The organism is Cyanobium sp. ULC065 (assembly GCF_977927515.1).
In genome coordinates, this window is sequence record NZ_OZ376393.1 from 630,259 (window position 1) to 645,823 (window position 15,565).

At 68.6% G+C, this 15,565-nt stretch carries 11 protein-coding genes; 7 read left to right on the forward strand and 4 right to left on the reverse strand.

Annotated elements, in window-relative coordinates; all coding sequences use genetic code 11:
* Positions 1-17: 17 nt before the first annotated feature.
* From ACXMDP_RS02935 to ACXMDP_RS02945, 3 genes are all read left to right on the forward strand, one after another.
* On the forward strand, positions 18-1,859 hold the full coding sequence (locus tag ACXMDP_RS02935) for a CHASE2 domain-containing protein (RefSeq protein WP_457767065.1): 1,842 nt from the start codon (positions 18-20) through the stop codon (positions 1,857-1,859).
* Positions 1,860-1,894: 35 nt separating this feature from the next.
* Positions 1,895-2,665 (forward strand): FecR family protein, encoded by a 771-nt coding sequence (locus ACXMDP_RS02940; RefSeq protein ID WP_259730154.1) that lies wholly within the window; start codon positions 1,895-1,897, stop codon positions 2,663-2,665.
* Positions 2,666-2,744: 79 nt separating this feature from the next.
* Entirely contained in the window at positions 2,745-4,637 is a 1,893-nt protein-coding gene (locus tag ACXMDP_RS02945) for an adenylate/guanylate cyclase domain-containing protein (protein WP_259730155.1), read from the forward strand.
* Here ACXMDP_RS02945 and ACXMDP_RS02950 read toward each other — a convergent pair.
* From ACXMDP_RS02950 to ACXMDP_RS02960, 3 genes are read right to left on the reverse strand one after another with little or no spacing between them, the layout of a single operon-like run.
* On the reverse strand, positions 4,592-5,746 hold the full coding sequence (locus tag ACXMDP_RS02950; protein WP_259730156.1) for an FAD-dependent oxidoreductase: 1,155 nt from the start codon (positions 5,744-5,746) through the stop codon (positions 4,592-4,594). The genes ACXMDP_RS02945 and ACXMDP_RS02950 overlap by 46 nt on opposite strands.
* Positions 5,747-5,773: 27 nt before the next feature.
* Complete coding sequence (locus ACXMDP_RS02955) at positions 5,774-7,036, reverse strand: cation:proton antiporter domain-containing protein (protein WP_259730157.1); 1,263 nt, start codon at positions 7,034-7,036, stop codon at positions 5,774-5,776.
* A complete protein-coding gene (locus ACXMDP_RS02960; RefSeq protein WP_259730158.1) occupies positions 7,033-8,385 on the reverse strand; it encodes an alanine/glycine:cation symporter family protein in 1,353 nt (450 codons plus the stop codon). The genes ACXMDP_RS02955 and ACXMDP_RS02960 overlap by 4 nt, the downstream gene beginning before the upstream one ends.
* Positions 8,386-8,417: 32 nt before the next feature.
* Here ACXMDP_RS02960 and gatB point away from each other — a divergent pair, with 32 nt between their 5' ends.
* From gatB to ACXMDP_RS02975, 3 genes are all read left to right on the forward strand, one after another.
* The gene (gene gatB, locus ACXMDP_RS02965) at positions 8,418-9,914 is read left to right on the forward strand and encodes an Asp-tRNA(Asn)/Glu-tRNA(Gln) amidotransferase subunit GatB (protein ID WP_094512113.1); all 1,497 of its coding nucleotides are present in this window, start codon (positions 8,418-8,420) and stop codon (positions 9,912-9,914) included.
* Between the two features lie 599 nt (positions 9,915-10,513).
* A complete protein-coding gene (locus ACXMDP_RS02970; protein WP_259730159.1) occupies positions 10,514-11,710 on the forward strand; it encodes a zinc metalloprotease in 1,197 nt (398 codons plus the stop codon).
* A gap of 430 nt (positions 11,711-12,140) precedes the next feature.
* Positions 12,141-12,971, forward strand: a complete 831-nt coding sequence (locus ACXMDP_RS02975) for an HpsJ family protein (protein ID WP_259730160.1) — start codon at positions 12,141-12,143, stop codon at positions 12,969-12,971.
* 51 nt (positions 12,972-13,022) lie between these two features.
* Here the strand turns inward: ACXMDP_RS02975 and coaE are convergent, their stop codons facing one another.
* Positions 13,023-13,691 carry a dephospho-CoA kinase gene (gene coaE, locus ACXMDP_RS02980; protein WP_259730161.1) on the reverse strand — a complete coding sequence of 223 codons (669 nt, stop codon included), beginning with the start codon at positions 13,689-13,691 and terminating at the stop codon, positions 13,023-13,025.
* A gap of 625 nt (positions 13,692-14,316) precedes the next feature.
* Between coaE and argJ the strand changes: the two genes are divergently transcribed.
* A complete protein-coding gene (gene argJ, locus ACXMDP_RS02985; protein WP_259730162.1) occupies positions 14,317-15,555 on the forward strand; it encodes a bifunctional glutamate N-acetyltransferase/amino-acid acetyltransferase ArgJ in 1,239 nt (412 codons plus the stop codon).
* Positions 15,556-15,565: the final 10 nt, after the last annotated feature.

The window sequence follows — 15,565 nt, forward strand, 5'->3', positions numbered from 1 at the left end:
GGCTCTGGTGGCTCGCCTTGGCCTTGCCCCTGCTGGCTGGCCTCGATCATGAGCCGCTCACACCCGCAGGCCAGGCCCTGCAGCTGGCCGATGGCCAGATCGCCGCGCTCTGGTTCCGGTTGCGCGGCACCCGCCCGGCTCCTCCGGATCCAGTGCTGCTGGCCATCGATGCTGAATCGCTCCAACTCGCGGCCCTGCTCAGGCCGGCCGACCGGGCTGCGTCGCCGCTGTGGCGGGAGATGGGCCCCTGGCCCTGGCGAAGGGCCCTGCAGGCGCAGGTGATCGCCAGGGTGCTGGAGCAGGGGGCGGCCAGAGTGCTCGTCAACATTGAATACAGCCAGCCCAGCCCGTTCGGGCCGGCCGATGACGCGGCCTTCCAGGCGGCTCTGGCGCCCTGGCGCGAACGGGTGCATCTGGCCGTCCGCTACGGGCGCACTGAACGGCAGGGGGTGGCGCAGGTGGTCCTGGCAAAGCCGCTGCATGGCCTCGGGGCACCCGGGCTGACGGTCCTGCTCCAGTCCCCGCAGGGGATGGCGGAGGCTGTGCCCGGGCAGGCCTGGCTCGACCAGCACCTGGCCGGTTTCCCGCTGCCCCACCCGCGCCCGATGGCCTTTCTGGTCAACGACCGGCCGCTGCCTCGGGCCCCGATGGGCCTGAATTACATCGGCCCCTCCGGCAGCCTGGCTCGGGTGCCCGCCTGGCAGGTGCTTGACACTCCCCCCGGCTTCTGGCGCGGCCGCACGGTGCTGTTCGGCGCCACCACCCCGGAGTTGGGGGATCAGCAGGAAACTCCCTTCGGTCCCCAGAGCGGCACCGAGGTGCTGGGAGTGGCGATCGCCAACGCCCTCTCAGGCCAGGGGCTGCACACGCTCCCATTGCCGATTGAGGCGGGGCTGCTGCTGTTCTGGGGGATCGGCGCCTGGTGGTGGCTCAGCCGCAGCAGCACCGCTGGTCACAGCCTGCTGATCACGTTGGTGATGATCGCGATGGCGCTGCTGGCCGGCTGGGGGCTCTGGGCAGGAGCGCTGCTGCGGTTGCCCCTGGCTGCCCTGCTGCTGGCCACGGTGGCGGGAGGGGGACTACTGGCGGTGGGGCAGGTGCTGGTGGAGGGCCGCGAACGGGCCTACCTCCACCAGTTGCTGTCGCGGCGTGTGTCGCCCGCCCTGCTGCACGACATCCTTCGCAACCCCGGCCCGATCTGGACCCAGGTCGGCGGCAGCCGCGCCCGCTGCGTGGTGCTGTTCAGCGATCTGGTGGGGTTCACCTCGCTGAGTGTCGACATGCCCGCCACCGAGCTCTTCACCCTGCTCAACCGCTACTTCGAAGTGATGGCCAGCGCCGTGCTGGCGGAGCAGGGCCTGCTCGACAAGTTCATTGGTGATGCGGTGATGGCGGAATTCGGCGTGCCCCGCAGCCGCGGCGATCGCGAGGAGGCCCGCGCGGCGGTGCGGGCGGCGCTGGCGATGCAGAGCGGCCTGCAGGCGCTCAACCGGGAGCTGGCGGCGGTGGGCCGGCCGCCGCTGCGCCATGGCATCGGTCTGCACGTGGGCGAGGTGACCGCCGGCAATCTCGGCGCGGCACAGCGGCTGGAGTTCACCGTGGTGGGGGCCACTGTCAACGTGGCCAGCCGGCTGGAGGGGCTCACCCGCCGCTATCCCGAGCAGCCGATCCTGATCAGTGGGGAGCTGCTGGCCCTGCTGCCCGGTGAGCTGGATGTGGTGCCTCTGGGGGCGCACACGCTCAAGGGCTGGCCCCAGCCGCTCGAGGTGTTCGGCCTGCGGGGTGTGTGCGGGCGGGTAAACGGTCCAGAATGTCTGGATGGCCCTTTTCCGTTGCCTGATCCGGGCGCGGGAGATTGACGGCGCCGTTCGCTTCGTCTGATTCAGGATTCGCCATGCCCGCTCTTGCTGCTTCCGCCGGTGATCTCCTGGCCGCTCGGCTGAGCCTGAATTCTCTGCTGCGCCCAGCCGCCCTGCTGAGCCTGGCGGCTGGGGCGGGTCTGGCTCTGTCGAGCTCCCCTGTGCGCGCCAACGAGAAGGCCACGGTGCGGGAGATTCTTGATGGCAAGGAGCTCTACATCGACGACCGTCAGGCAAAGGTGAAGCAGACCGCCATCACGCCGCAGGAGATCAGCACGAAGAACAGCCGCGCCCAGCTCGGTTTCGCCTCCGGCGCCGCCGGACGGCTCAACCGCTTCTCCCAGCTGCGGCTTGGCAGCACCTGCTTCCTGCTCAGCAAGGGCCAGGTGCTCGTCTCCGGCCCGCAGAGCGGCTGCACCCGCTCCTCACGGCTGAGCGTGCGCGGCACCAACTATGTGCTTCAGGTCGACGACGACGGCATCGCAGAGCTCTCGGTGCTGGAGGGCTCGGTGGAGGTGGAAGCGCTCCGGGACGGCACGCCGACCGGCGCCGCACCCACCACCGTGAACGCGGGTGAACGCCTGCGCCTCTCGCCCGCCGGTGTGGTGCTCGCCCTGCTGCGGCTCACCAGCGGTGATTACGGCTCCCTGATCAACGGACCGCTCTTTCAGGGCTTCGCCACACCCCTGCCGGCGATCGGGTCACTCGAGAGCTACATCCGCTCGTACGTGCCCGGGGTGTCGCTGCCCTCCGCGCCAGTGCCGGTCCCGTCGATCCCGAGTTTCGGTCTGCCGCGGTTGTTCTAGTGGGGACCCGGCCGTCTGCCGCGACTGCCCACCCCACCATGCCGGCCGGCACCGCTAGGGCGGCCGGCATGGTGGGGCGATGAAGCTGAGCACCCGGCGGCTGCCGTTGCTGTCGCTGGCGCTCGTGCTGGCGGTGGGGGCCTTGGGGGGGTGGCCACCGGGCCGCTGGCGCGCCTGGGAGCGCTCGATTGAGCAACAGCTGGTGCTGTGGCGCGGTCCGCGCCAGCCACCGGCGGCGGTGGTGGTGGTGGCGATCGATGACGCCACGCTGCAGCAGGGTGGCTGGTTCGTGAGCCAGAACCGCGCCACCATCCCCCCCTGGGCCCGCGGCATCGGCACCCTGCCCTGGCCCCGCACCGCCTATGGCCTGTTGGCCGAGCGGCTTTTGGAGGCAGGCGCGGCCGGTGTGGCGATCAATGTGGTGTTCGCCGGCCCCAGCAGCCAGGGCCCCGGCGACGACCGGGCCATGAACCGCCTGCTGGAGAAGCAGCGCGGGCGTGTGGCACTCGCGGCGGAGATGCTCGAACCGCAGGACCCGGAAGCAGGCAGCGGCCTCACCCTGGTGCGCCCAGAAGCCTTCCTGGCTGCGATCGGCGGCCCCGCCCAGCTTGGGCTCACCAATGTTCTGCCCCAGCAGGAGGGGGCGCCGGCCTTCCACCCCGAGGCCTATGGCCGCGGCCTGCTGCCGGCCAATGGGGTGGAGCCCTTTCCCTCTTTGGCTGGCACCGCGCTTCGGCTGCTGGGGCGGCCGAGCCTGCAACCCGACCAGCACCGCGCCCTCAACGTCTACGGCCCGGAAGGCACCTTCCTGCGCCTTTCCGCCTGGGAGGTGCTTGACCCGGAGCGCTGGCGCCGCCATCCTCGCCGCGCTGCCGTGCAGGGCGCCCTGGTGCTGGTGGGGCCGGTGGTGTCGCAAGGGGAAGGAGGCAATGCCACCCCGTTCGGCAACCTGTCAGGGTTGGAGCTGCTGGCTACCGCCACGGCCAACTCCCTGCAGGGCGATGGGCTGGCTCCGTGGCCGGAAGCCCCCCTGGCCCGGGCGTTGCTGGCGGCCTTGCCGGTGCTGCTGGTGGCGCTGGCGGCGTTGCGGGTGGCGGCGCTGCGCTGGCGGCTCCTGGCCCTGGGTGTGGTGCTGGTGGTGCAGCTGACGGCGGGGGCGGTGCTGCTCGCCCGCGCTTACCGCTGGCTGCCGCTGCTGGCGCCGGTCAGCGGCCTGGTGCTGCTGGGCTTGCTCTACGGCGGCGACGCCTACCTGCGCGAGGAGCGGGAACGGCGGCGCCTGAGGCGCACCTTCGAGCGCTACGTGGCTCCCAGTGTGGTGGCCGAGATCCTGGCCGATCCGGCGGCGGCCGATGGCATGCTGCGCGGCCGGCTGCGGCCGGTCACCGTGCTGTTCTCCGACCTCAAGGGCTTCACCCAGCTCACCCGCCTGCGCAGCAGCAACGGCGAGATCGAGCTGCATGTCCAGCAGCTCAACCGCTATCTCGGCGCCATGGTGGAGGTGATCACCGCCCACGGCGGCACCATCGACAAGTTCATTGGCGATGCGGTGATGGCGGTGTTCGGCGCGCCGCTCAGCCGGGGCCCGCAGGCGGAAGCCCTGGCGGCCCTGCGCTGCGCCACCGCCATGAAGGCCGCACTGGCGCAGCTCAACGCCCGCTGGGCCGAAGAGGGCCTGCCGCCCTTTGCCAGCGGCATCGGCCTCGCCAGCGGCGCGGTGATCGTGGGCCAGATCGGCAGCCCCCAGCGGCTCGAATTCACCGTGATCGGCGACACGGTCAACCTGGCCAGCCGCCTGGAGGGGCTCACCCGCCAAGTGGACGCCGGCCTGCTGTTCGATCAGGCCACCGCCGATCTGGTGGCGGAGGTGCTGCCGGTCCAGGGGCTGGGGGAACGCCCGGTGAAGGGGATGGAGGCGCTGCCGATCTACACCCTTGGCCCGGCGGTGCGCCCTGCGGAAGTCGGCGGCTGATCTGCGCGGCCACCCGCAAAAGCCCGGTCCCAGCGGAAGGGGGCCAGCAGTTCCGGCACCGCGGTGGAGCCCAGCAGCAGCGGCACCAGCAGCTCGGCGGTGATCGCGGCCAGCAGCACGCCGTTGCGGTAGTGGCCGGTGGCCAGCCACACCCCCTCGATCGGGCCGGCCCCCAGCAAAGGCGCCTCGTCCGGGGTGCCGGGCCGGAACCCCCACCAGCGCTCCATCGGCGGCCAGCCGGCGGCGGCCGGCAGCAGGGCGGCCAGGTTGTCCTCCAGCTGGCGCTGCCCCCGCGGCGTCAGCCCGTCCGCAAAGCCTGCCTGCGGCTCGGCGGTGGCCCCCACCACCACCAGGCCGTCGTCACGCGGCACCAGGTAGGTGCCGGGGCCGAACACCACCCGCCGCAGCGCCTGGCGCGGTCCCTGCAGCGACAGCATCTGCCCTTTGACCGGATGGACCGGAAGCGCGGGCAGCAGGTCGGCGCTCCAGGCGCCGCAGGCCAGCACCGCCTGCTGGCAGGCCAGGCGCCGCTCCTCCCCGTCGGCGCCCCGCAGTCGCACGCCGGTGAGGCGGCGATCGTGCAGCAGTTCCAGCACCTCGGCGCCCTCCTCGAAGGTCACACCCCGCTCCACGCAGGCGCGCTCCAGGGCCCGCATCAGCTGGCGGCGGTTGTCGATCTGGCCGTCCTGGGCGAACAACAGGCCGGCCTGGAAGCTGGGTCCGATGCCGGGCACCTCCGCCTCCAGCCGCGTGCGATCGAGCGCTTCCCCCAGCGCGGCCGTTGGGTAGGTGTCGCGCTCACCGACGGAACGGAAGGGCACCACGATGCCGCAGGCACGCAGGCCGCAGCGCAGGCCGCTGTCGGCTTCGATCTGGGCCACCCAGGTCGGAATTTGCTCCAGGCTGGCCTGGCCGAGGGCGAGCAGCGGGCCGCTGAGCCCCTCGGCATGGGGGGCGAGCATGCCGGCGGCCACGAAGCCGGCCGCCTCGCTGCGCCGGCGGCTGAGCACCTTCACCGCCAGACCCTGACGGGCACATTGATGGGCGACGGCCAGGCCGATCAGGCCGCCGCCGAGGATCAGGAGTGGGTCGCTGGCCGCTGCCGGCATGGCTGGGCGGGGAGATCGCACAGCTATCTAGTGTTCCAGCCGGCGGCACAGCCAGGGCAGGCTCAGGCCCTGCAGGCTGAGGTTGAGGAACACCACCACGAAGATCAGTCCCTCCACCAGATCCTCCAGCCGGGGCAGCTCGGCGGCGGGGATGCCGGGCAGGGAGGGCAGGGCCTGGGTCACGCTGTAGCCCAGGGCGATCGGCACCGCCCCGCGCAGTCCGCACCAGGCGATCAACACGCCTGCCTGCCAGTCGAAGGGCGACCAGGGCTGAAACACCCACACGCTCAATGGCCGGGCCAGCAGCATCAGTCCGAGGGCCACCAGCGCTCCGGGCAGGGCGGCGCCGGGGAGGCTGCTGGCATCGATCAGCACACCGAACAGCAGAAACACCGTGATCTGCATGGTGGTGTTGAAGGGCTCCAGGCTGTGCTCGAGCAGTTCCGGCGTGATCAGCTTGTTCTCGTAGATGTTGTTGGCCAGAAACAGACCCGTCACGTAGGTGGCGATGAAGCCGGAGCCCTCCAGCAGGGTGGCGAAGCCGTAGGAAGCCAGGGCGATGGAGATGCCCACCACCAGGATCTGGTCCTTGCTGGTGATCAGGTGATTCAGCGCGTACTGGGCCAGATAGGTGAGAATCAGGCCCACCAGAATGCCGCTGCCCACGCTCTTGATAAAGCCCTGGAGCTGATCCAGCAGGGCTCCACCTTCGCTGCCCCCCTGGCCGGTGAGCCCCACGATCAGAAACAGGAACAGGATCGCCGCGGGATCGTTCACCGACGATTCGAACTCCAGCAGTGAGCGCACCCGCACCGGAATGCGGTTCTGCACCGCCCGCAGCACGCTGAGGGTGGCGCCGGCGTCGGTGGAGCCGAGGCAGGCTGCCACCAGCAGCGCCACGCTCAGGGGAATGGGTTGGCCCAGACCATGGAACACCGCCCAGATCAGGCCTCCGAGCAGCAGCGACGACACGGCCACGCCGCCCACCGCCAGCAGCACGCCGTAGCCCAGGAAGCCCCGGATGTGCTGGGTGTCGGAGTTGAGCCCGGCCACGAACAGCAGCATGCTCAGGGTCACGGTGTGCAGGGCCTCCACCGCCTGCACCGTCAGTAGTCCGGCGCTGGGCTGGATGGCGACGCCCAGCACCAGGATGCCGAGGATGGCAGGCACCCGCAGCTGCAGGGCCAGCCGGCTGGCCACCAGGGTGGCCAGGTAGGTCACGGCGATGGCGGCGAGCACGCCATGCAGCGGAATCTGCAGGCCGGCGGCGATCGGCTCTGGTGCGGTCATGGGTGGTGCCCAGGGGTGCGGGTTGGGGGCAGCGGCGCTGGCAGCGCGGCGAACCAGTGGAACAGGAACGGGGAGAGCAGCAGCAGGCAGAGCAGGTTGGGCAGCACCACCAGGGCCTCCAGCAGTTCGGCCACCTGCCAGAGTCCATCGCCGCTGCCGGGGGCCAGCAGCACCAGGGCGCCGCACCAGCAGCCGCGGAACAGTGGCCGCCAGCGCAGGCCTGTAAGAAACACCAGACAGCGCTCCGCCACGACGCTGGCGGTGAGGATGGTGCTGAAGGCGAACAGCACCAGCGCCAGATGGCTGATCCAGAGTGAGCCGGGGCGTGCCCAGGTCATGGCGGCGTTCACCACGCTGAACGGATCGCCGCCGCTGCGGTAGGCGCCGCTGGCGATCACCAGCAGGCCGATTGCGCTGCAGACGGCGGTGTCCACCAGGTTTCCCAGCATGGCCACCGTGCCCTGGCGGAGCGGATCGGCGGGCCAGGCGGTGGCCTGCACGATGGCGGCGCTGCCGGTGCCGGCCTCATTGGAGAACACCGCCAGGCGCACGGCGGCACTCACCGTCACCGCCACGCTGCCGCCGGCGATGGCGCTGGGGGCGAGGGCTCCGTCCAGCACCTGTACGAGCACCTGCTTCAGCTGGTCGAGGTGGTCCAGCAGCAGCACCGCCATGGCCAGGCCGTAGCCCAGCACCATCAGCGGCACCAGCACCACGGCCACGCGGGCGACGCGTTTCAGTCCGCCACTGATCACCGCCGCTGTGGCCAGGCCCACCACCAGGCCGGTGAGCAGGGGCGGACTGCCCAGGTCGAGGGCCATCACCCGGGCCAGCTGGCGCACCTGCAGGCCGTTGGAGGAACCGAAGGCGGAGACCACGGTCATCGCTGCGAACACCGTCGCCAGCCAGCGCCAGCGCCGGTGCAGGCCGCGGCGGATGGTGAGCATCGGCCCCGCCAGCACGCTGCCATCGGCCAGGGGGCGGCGGAACTGGACGGCCAGAACCGTCTCCGCAAACTTGAGGGCCATGCCCACCAGCGACACCGCCCACAGCCAGGCCAGCACCCCGGGCCCGCCCAGGCTGATCCCCAGGGCCACGCCGGTGATGTTGCCGATCCCCACGGTGCCGCCCAGGGTCACCAGAAAGGCGCTCCAGCTGTCCAGCTCGCCCTCTGCAGCCCCAGGGGCGGGGCCGGGGTGGCGCAGGGCCCGCCAGAGCTGGCGCAGGCCGAAGGGAATCAGCCGCCAGGGCGCGAAGTTGAGCCCCAGGCAGAGGAACACCGCCACGAAGCACACCCAGTCCACCAGGAGGTCCCAGACGAACTGGTGGATCGTTGCAACCAGTTCCATAGGATCGGCCCTGATTGGCAGGCGATGGGCTCATGGTGGCTGATGGGACGGCACACGCTGAAGCAACCGGACCCTGGGAGGCCGTGATCGGCCTGGAAACCCACGTGCAGCTCGGCACCGCCAGCAAGATCTTCACGGCCGCCTCCACCAGCTTCGGCGACGACCCCAACACCCACATCGACCCTGTCGTGCTGGGCCTGCCGGGCACGCTGCCGGTGCTCAATGAGAAGGTGCTGGAGTATGCGGTGAAGGCGTCCCTGGCGCTCAACCTGCAGGTGGCCGAGCACAGCAAGTTTGACCGCAAGCAGTATTTCTATCCCGATCTGCCGAAGAACTACCAGATCTCCCAGTTCGATCAGCCGATCGCCGAAAACGGCTGGATCGAGGTGGAAGTGGCCGAGAAGGGCAAGGACACCTACCTGAAGACGATCGGCATCGAACGTCTGCACATGGAGGAAGATGCCGGCAAGCTCGTGCACGCCGGCAGCGACCGTCTGGCGGGCAGCACCCACTCCTTGGTGGATTACAACCGCGCCGGGGTGGCGCTTGCCGAGATCGTCAGCAAGCCCGATCTGCGCACCGGCCGGGAGGCGGCGGAGTACGCCTCTGAGATCCGCCGGATCATGCGCTATCTCGGCGTCAGCGACGGCAACATGCAGGAAGGTTCGCTGCGCTGCGACGTCAACATCTCCGTGCGCCGCGGGCCTGATGAACCGTTCGGTGTGAAGGTGGAGATCAAGAACATGAACTCCTTCTCCGCCATTCAGAAAGCCTGCGATTACGAGATCGCGCGCCAGATCAAGGCGATCGAGGCCGGTGAGCCGATCCACCAGGAAACGCGGCTGTGGGATGAGAGCAAGCAGCTCACCAAGAGCATGCGCAGCAAGGAGGGCAGCAGCGACTACCGCTACTTCCCCGAGCCCGATCTCGGCCCGATCGAGGTCACTCCGGCGCGGCGCGAAGCCTGGCGGGCCGAACTGCCCGAGCTGCCGGCCGCCAAGCGTCACCGCTACGCCGAGCAGCTGGGGCTGTCGATTTACGACGCCCGCGTGCTGACCGAAGAGCGGGGCATGGCCGAATACTTCGAAGCGGCGGTGGCGGCCGGCGCCGATCCCAAAGGCGTGGCCAACTGGGTCACCGGCGACATCGCCGCCTATGTGAATGCCAACCGCCTCTCGCTGGCGGAGCTGCCGCTCAAGCCGGAGCAGCTGGCTGAGATGGTTCAGCTGATCGAATCCGGGGTGATCAGCGGCAAGATCGCCAAGGAACTGTTGCCGGAGCTGCTGGAGAAGGGCGGCTCCACCAAGGCGATCGTGGCCGAACGGGGCCTCGGCATGATCAGTGACCCGGCGGCGATCACGGCGATCGTGGAGGAGCTGCTGGCGGCCCATCCCGAGGAAGTGGCTGCCTTCCGTGGCGGCAAGAACAAACTGCAGGGCTTCTTCGTGGGGCAGCTGATGAAGCGCACCGGCGGCAAGGCCGACCCCAAGCTCGCCAACCAGATCCTGATCGCCAAGCTGAACGGCTGAGGTCCGAGCCTGAAGCCTCGCTGAGTGTTTCGGGCCTGGACACTCCCTGCGTCCACCGCCAGAGGGGGAGAGTCTTCTGGGTCGCTGGGGCTGCTTTGCGCTGAGCCTTGAGCCTTGAGCCTTGCTGGGCCTGATGTCCTGCTGAGCCGCTGAGCCGCTGGAGTTGGGGTCCAACGGCTCTTCTAGCCGCACCGCCAGTCGCGTCGGCTGTTCCTTCAGGCGTGCTGAGCGCTGGTGGCTGATGGAGCCGCCGGCCAGGTGCCGTGGCGTGCCACCTCCGGTAGTAGGGCCTCCCCCGCCACGGCGCTGAATCACAGCTCGCTTCCCCTCTTGCTGGCTCGCCATGGTCCGGCTTGAAGCAACGCATGAGGAAAGACTTTGTAAAACCTGAGAAGACCGTGTATGTTTGGTGTCGATTGGCACAGTCTTCCGGCCATTGCCGGGCTGCAGCCCTCCTCGGGCGGCCCATGTCCTGAAAAATCCATGAGAGCGGGTCTCTCGGTTCACGCCTGAAGGCCAGCCGTCGACTCCACGGCGTTTCCGCCCTCAGGGGTGCAGCACCCTCCGGCCCTTTCACGAAAAGCATCATCTGATTAGCCATGCCTGCAGCTTTCGACACTCGCGCCAGCCACGACCAGCGTTTCAGCGCCTGGCTCACCAACCCCGACACATTGACAACTGCTCGCCCATCGGGCAACAGCATCACCGCAGGGATCCCCTGGGTTCACGTCGATTTTGACGGCCACGTAACGGGGCCGACTGAAGTCACAACTTCGTCCCGGTATGCAACGACAAACAGCGGTTACACGCTGGATCAGCGCCGCCAAGTGCTTGAGGCTCTCGACAGCGCCTATGCCCCGTTCAACGTCAGGTTCACGACGGACCCCAATCCATTCCCCGGCGCCGGGCCCTATGCCGGGAGGTTGCTGGTCGGGGCAACCATGACCAGGAATGGCCTTGGCCTCTCTGGCGTGCCTGGAATTGCCCTGTCGAACTCATTCAGAAGCACAACCAGCAACCCTATCGCCGCCGTTCAGTGGAACACAAACCCACGGAACGCGGCAATCTCGTCGCTCACCGTCAGCACCGTAGGCTTTTTCGCCGCTCACGAAATCGGCCACACGCTTGACTTGCGGCACAAAGGGCTTCTGGCCTCCAGCACGCAAGCGGCTGAGGAGTATTACGACGGCCATGCCACGGCAGCCGGCAACCGCTGGTTTCCGCTCATGGGGAAAGCCCCGGTCGGCGTGAATGTGTTTCCGCAGTGGAGCAAAGGCGACTATTTCAGGAACGGCCGCGGCGCCTCCAACACCGTTGACGAAGTGGCTGCCCTGACCGCTCGCCTTGGCGCCAGGCCTGACGATTTCGCCGACTCGATCACCAGCACCCTGCCAACTCGCAGCGTGGGTGACGGTCGGTTTGTGTCTGGCACCATCGGCACCAGAACTGATGTGGACATTTTCAGGATCCAATGGAACGGCGGGCCGCTCAGTCTTCGGGTTGATCCCGCTGGTGCTGTCGCTTCTTCCCCTCAATCGCAGATTGCCTACGGCGCGACCGACGACGTAAGCGGCCTCAACTTACAGATGGACATTCTCAGGAGCGACGGCACCGTGGCGTTCACGTCATCGCCAACCAACAGCAAAGGCGCGGCTTTTACTGATCTAAACCTATCGGCTGGCACGTATTTTGTCCGCGTGGATGGTGTGGGGGAGGGCAGCTTTGCCGGCCCCAACAGCACGGGCTTCGATGACTACGGATCTCTCGGCGGTTACATGCTGAGCGGACTGATGTAATGAACGCCCGCCTCTAGTCGCAGAGCCAGTTGCGTCGGCTGTTCCTTCAGGCGTGCTGAGCGCTGGTGGCTGATGGAGTCGCCGCTCAGGTGCCGTGGCGTGCCACCTCCGGTAGGAGGGCCTCCCCCGCCACGACGCTGAGTCACAGCTCGCCTCCCCTCTGGCTGGCTCGCCATGGTCCGGCCTGAGGCAACGCATGATGAAAGGGTTTGTAAAGTCTGAGAAAATCATGTATGTTTCCTGGCGATTGGCCCACTCTTGCGGTCATTGCCCAACTGCAGCCCTCCTCGGGCGGCCCATGTCCTGAAAGATCCATGAAAGTGGGTCTCTCGGTTCACGCCTGAAGGCCAGCCGTCGACTCCACGGCGTTTCCGCCCTCTGGGGAGCAGCACCCGCCGGCCCTTTCACGAATCACCGCAGCGAACCCCACGTGACCACCGCTCGCCCCGGCCTCCCCGGCCTCCCCACCCCGTTTCCCAGCCCAACGGGGCAGCCGGTTGCAGTCAGCGCCGTTCTGGATGGCGCCGCGTCGTGTCTATTCGTGGTGTTCGCGATCAGCGCCCTCACGCTGTTCCTGCCGCTCGATCCCACCAATCCCACCTGGCAGTTGCGAGTGGTCGGCGGTGTGATCCAGGCCGCTCCCCTGGCTCTGGTGGGCTTTCTGCTGCTGCATGGGGCGGCCCATCTCGATCCGGAGCGCTCCCGCTACACGTTGCGATTAGCCACGGCGCGGCAGCGGGCCCTGGCGGCGGCGTTGGGTTTCGTCCTGCTGGTCCCCCTGCAGGCCACCGCTCTCTGGACACTGTTCACCGCAGATGCTGATCAGCTCGCCCAGCGCAGGGCCAGCACCGAAGCCACGTTCGTGGCCCTGCGCAGCGCTGTCGGTGAGGCCACCACGCCCCAGGAGCTGCAGCGGGAGATGCGGGTGCTGCGAGGCCCGGCCATCAACGATCAGCAGCTCGATCAGCCGATCGCGGCCCTACGCACCCAGACCATGCGCAACCTTGACCGCACCCAGGCGGTGATGGACCAGAAATTGCGTGGCCCCGATCAGAAGGGGATCATCGAGCTGGTACAGAACGGCATTCGGATTGGCGTGTCCGGGCTGGCCTTTGCCTTTGCCTTCGCGCTAGGCGCGCTCCAGTGCCGTCCTGCGAGCGCACGGCGGTGCCGAAGCGTCATGGGGGTGTTTTCCCGCCCGCGTTCGCGTGACCTCGTGCCGTCTCGCGTGCCGGCCTCCTCCGTCACCACCCGGCGTTAAGCGCTTCCAGCCTGCTGCGGCTCCAGCCAGTTTTCACAGGCGAGCAAGGGCTTAGCGCCTTTCGCCCGTCGCCTCCAGCCCGAGCGCCCGCCCCAGCTGGCTCGCCAGACTTTCGGCCCCTTGGCGGTTGTCGATCAGCACATCGGCAAGCGAGCGCTTGCGCTCCAGCGGCCACTGGGCCGCGATCCTGGCGTCGGCGTCGGCAGCCGTGGTGCCATCGCGCGCCAGCAGACGTGCCCGTTGTTCGGCTGGTTCACAGTCCACCAACCAGATTTCCGAGCAAAGCGACTCCAGGCCGGCCTCGAAGAGGAGAGGGATCATCAGCACCACCGCCGGTTCCTGGGCAAGGCCCGCCAGCTCCTTGGTAAAGCGCTGGCGCACCAGCGGGTGCACCAATCCTTCCAGCCAACGGCGCTCCACTGGATCGCTGAACACCAGCCGACCGAGAGCCCGCCGATCGAGCGTCTCAGCGGGATCCGCTGCGGCACCTTCAGCACCTTCGGCACTGCCGTCTTCGCCAAGCCGCGGCACCAGCACCTGGGTGCCGAAGCGTGCCACCACGGCTTGGCTGCCGGCGGTTCCGGGAGCGAGCGCCTCCCTGGCGAAGAGGTCAGCATCAAGCACCGGCACTGCGAAGCGGGCCTGCAGCAACTGGGCCACGGTGCTCTTGCCCGTGGCGATGCCGCCGGTGAGGCCGATGCGGCGCTGGTGTGTGGCCATCAGGCTGGCCTCAAGTCGCAGGGTGACGTTGGAGCGTTGGTCTCCCGCCGGCCCTCAACGGCTCGCTTCGGGGAACTCGAGCAGTCAGCTGACGCTGCATGTGCTTGAAGAGTTGAACGGTGAACCCACCGGCATCCAGTTGGGGGATAGCCATCTTTCCAGCGAGGCTGTAAACCGGCCAGCCCATCCTTACGCATTCGTGCCATCAAATTAATTGACTGTTTCGATCGTGAAGTGTGCAGTGATGAGCTCAGTGTTGAACTGCTCGATCGGACAATCCTTGATCGACGGCATTTTCTCTCCGGAAAGCACCCGGCACATCGCGCTTGAGTGCAGTTCAACGGAAGCACGCTAAGTTCAGCCACAATCAGATGTCAAAAGCGTTCGTTTTCGTTCAATCGCCACCTGAATATAATCTCAGATCACCCGCTTTCTGCGTCGAAACAAAATAATATGGCCGCGGACCATGCTAGCACCAAAAACCAATCAAGTTCATGCCAGTTCATGCCGGCCAGAGTGTGGCTGCATGCTTTTCATCATGTGCTCAAGTGGTTTGGCCAGGCCACACGCCCTCGGCTGGCTGCCTCCCGCCCCCGAAGATGGCAACAGCTCCACCCGGCGTCCCATGACCCGCATCCCCGCCCCCTGGCAGCCCGTGCCCGGCGGTCTCACCGCCCCCAGCGGTTTCCTGGCGGCGGGCAGCACGGCCGGGCTGAAGGCCTCCGGCAAGCCTGATCTCTCCCTGTTGCTGGCACCGGCAGGGGCGGTGTGCGCCGGCAGCTTCACCACCAACCGGGTGCGCGCTGCCTGCGTGGATCTCTGTGAGCAGCGGCTGGCGGCCAGCGGCGGCCGGGCCCGCGCCGTGCTCACCAATTCAGGCCAGGCCAACGCCTGCACCGGCGCGCGCGGCCTGGCCGACAGCCTCATCGCCACCGCCGCCCTCGCCGCCCGGCTGGAGCTGGCGCCGGAGCAGGTGCTGATCTGCTCCACCGGGGTGATCGGCGTGCCAATCCCGATGGACCCATTGATCGCGGGCCTCGATTCCCTGGTGGCGGCCCTCAGCCCCGAGGGCGGCGCTGCCGCCGCCACAGCGATCCTCACCACCGATCTGGTCGACAAGCAGATCGCCCTGGAGGCCAACCTGGGCGGGCGGCGCGTGCGCCTCGGCGGTATGGCCAAAGGCTCTGGGATGATCCACCCCGCCATGGCCACCATGCTGGGCTATCTCAGCTGCGATGCCGGCGTGCCGGCCGAGCTGTGGCGGGGCATGGTGCAGCGGGCGGTCGACCGCTCCTTCAACGCGATCACGGTGGACGGCGACACCAGCACCAACGACACGTACCTGGCCTTTGCCGCCGGTGAACCCCTGAGCCCCGAGCACTACGAGGCGCTGGAGGCCGGCCTCACGGCGGTGTCGCAGCACCTGGCCCGGGCGATCGCCCGCGACGGCGAAGGCGCCAGCTGCCTGATCGAGGTGCAGGTGAAAGGGGCCGCCAGCGAGGCCGGCGCCCGCGCCATCGCCCGCACCATCTGCGGCTCCTCGCTGGTGAAGTGCGCCATCCACGGCCGTGATCCGAACTGGGGCCGCATCGTGGCGGCGGCGGGCCGCGCCGACGTGCCCTTCGATCCCGAGGCCGTGGCGCTCTGGCTGGGGGAGCACCAGCTGATGGCCGCCGGCCAGCCCCTGCCCTTCGATCGCCCGGCCGCCTCCCGCTACATGGCCGATCGCGCCGCCGGCGCCTATCTCGAAGACGACACCGTGACCATCCGCCTGGTGGTGGGCGACGGCCCCGGCCACGGCCTGGCCTGGGGCTGCGACCTCTCGGATCAATACGTGCGCATCAACGCCGACTACACCACCTGAATCCCGCTGG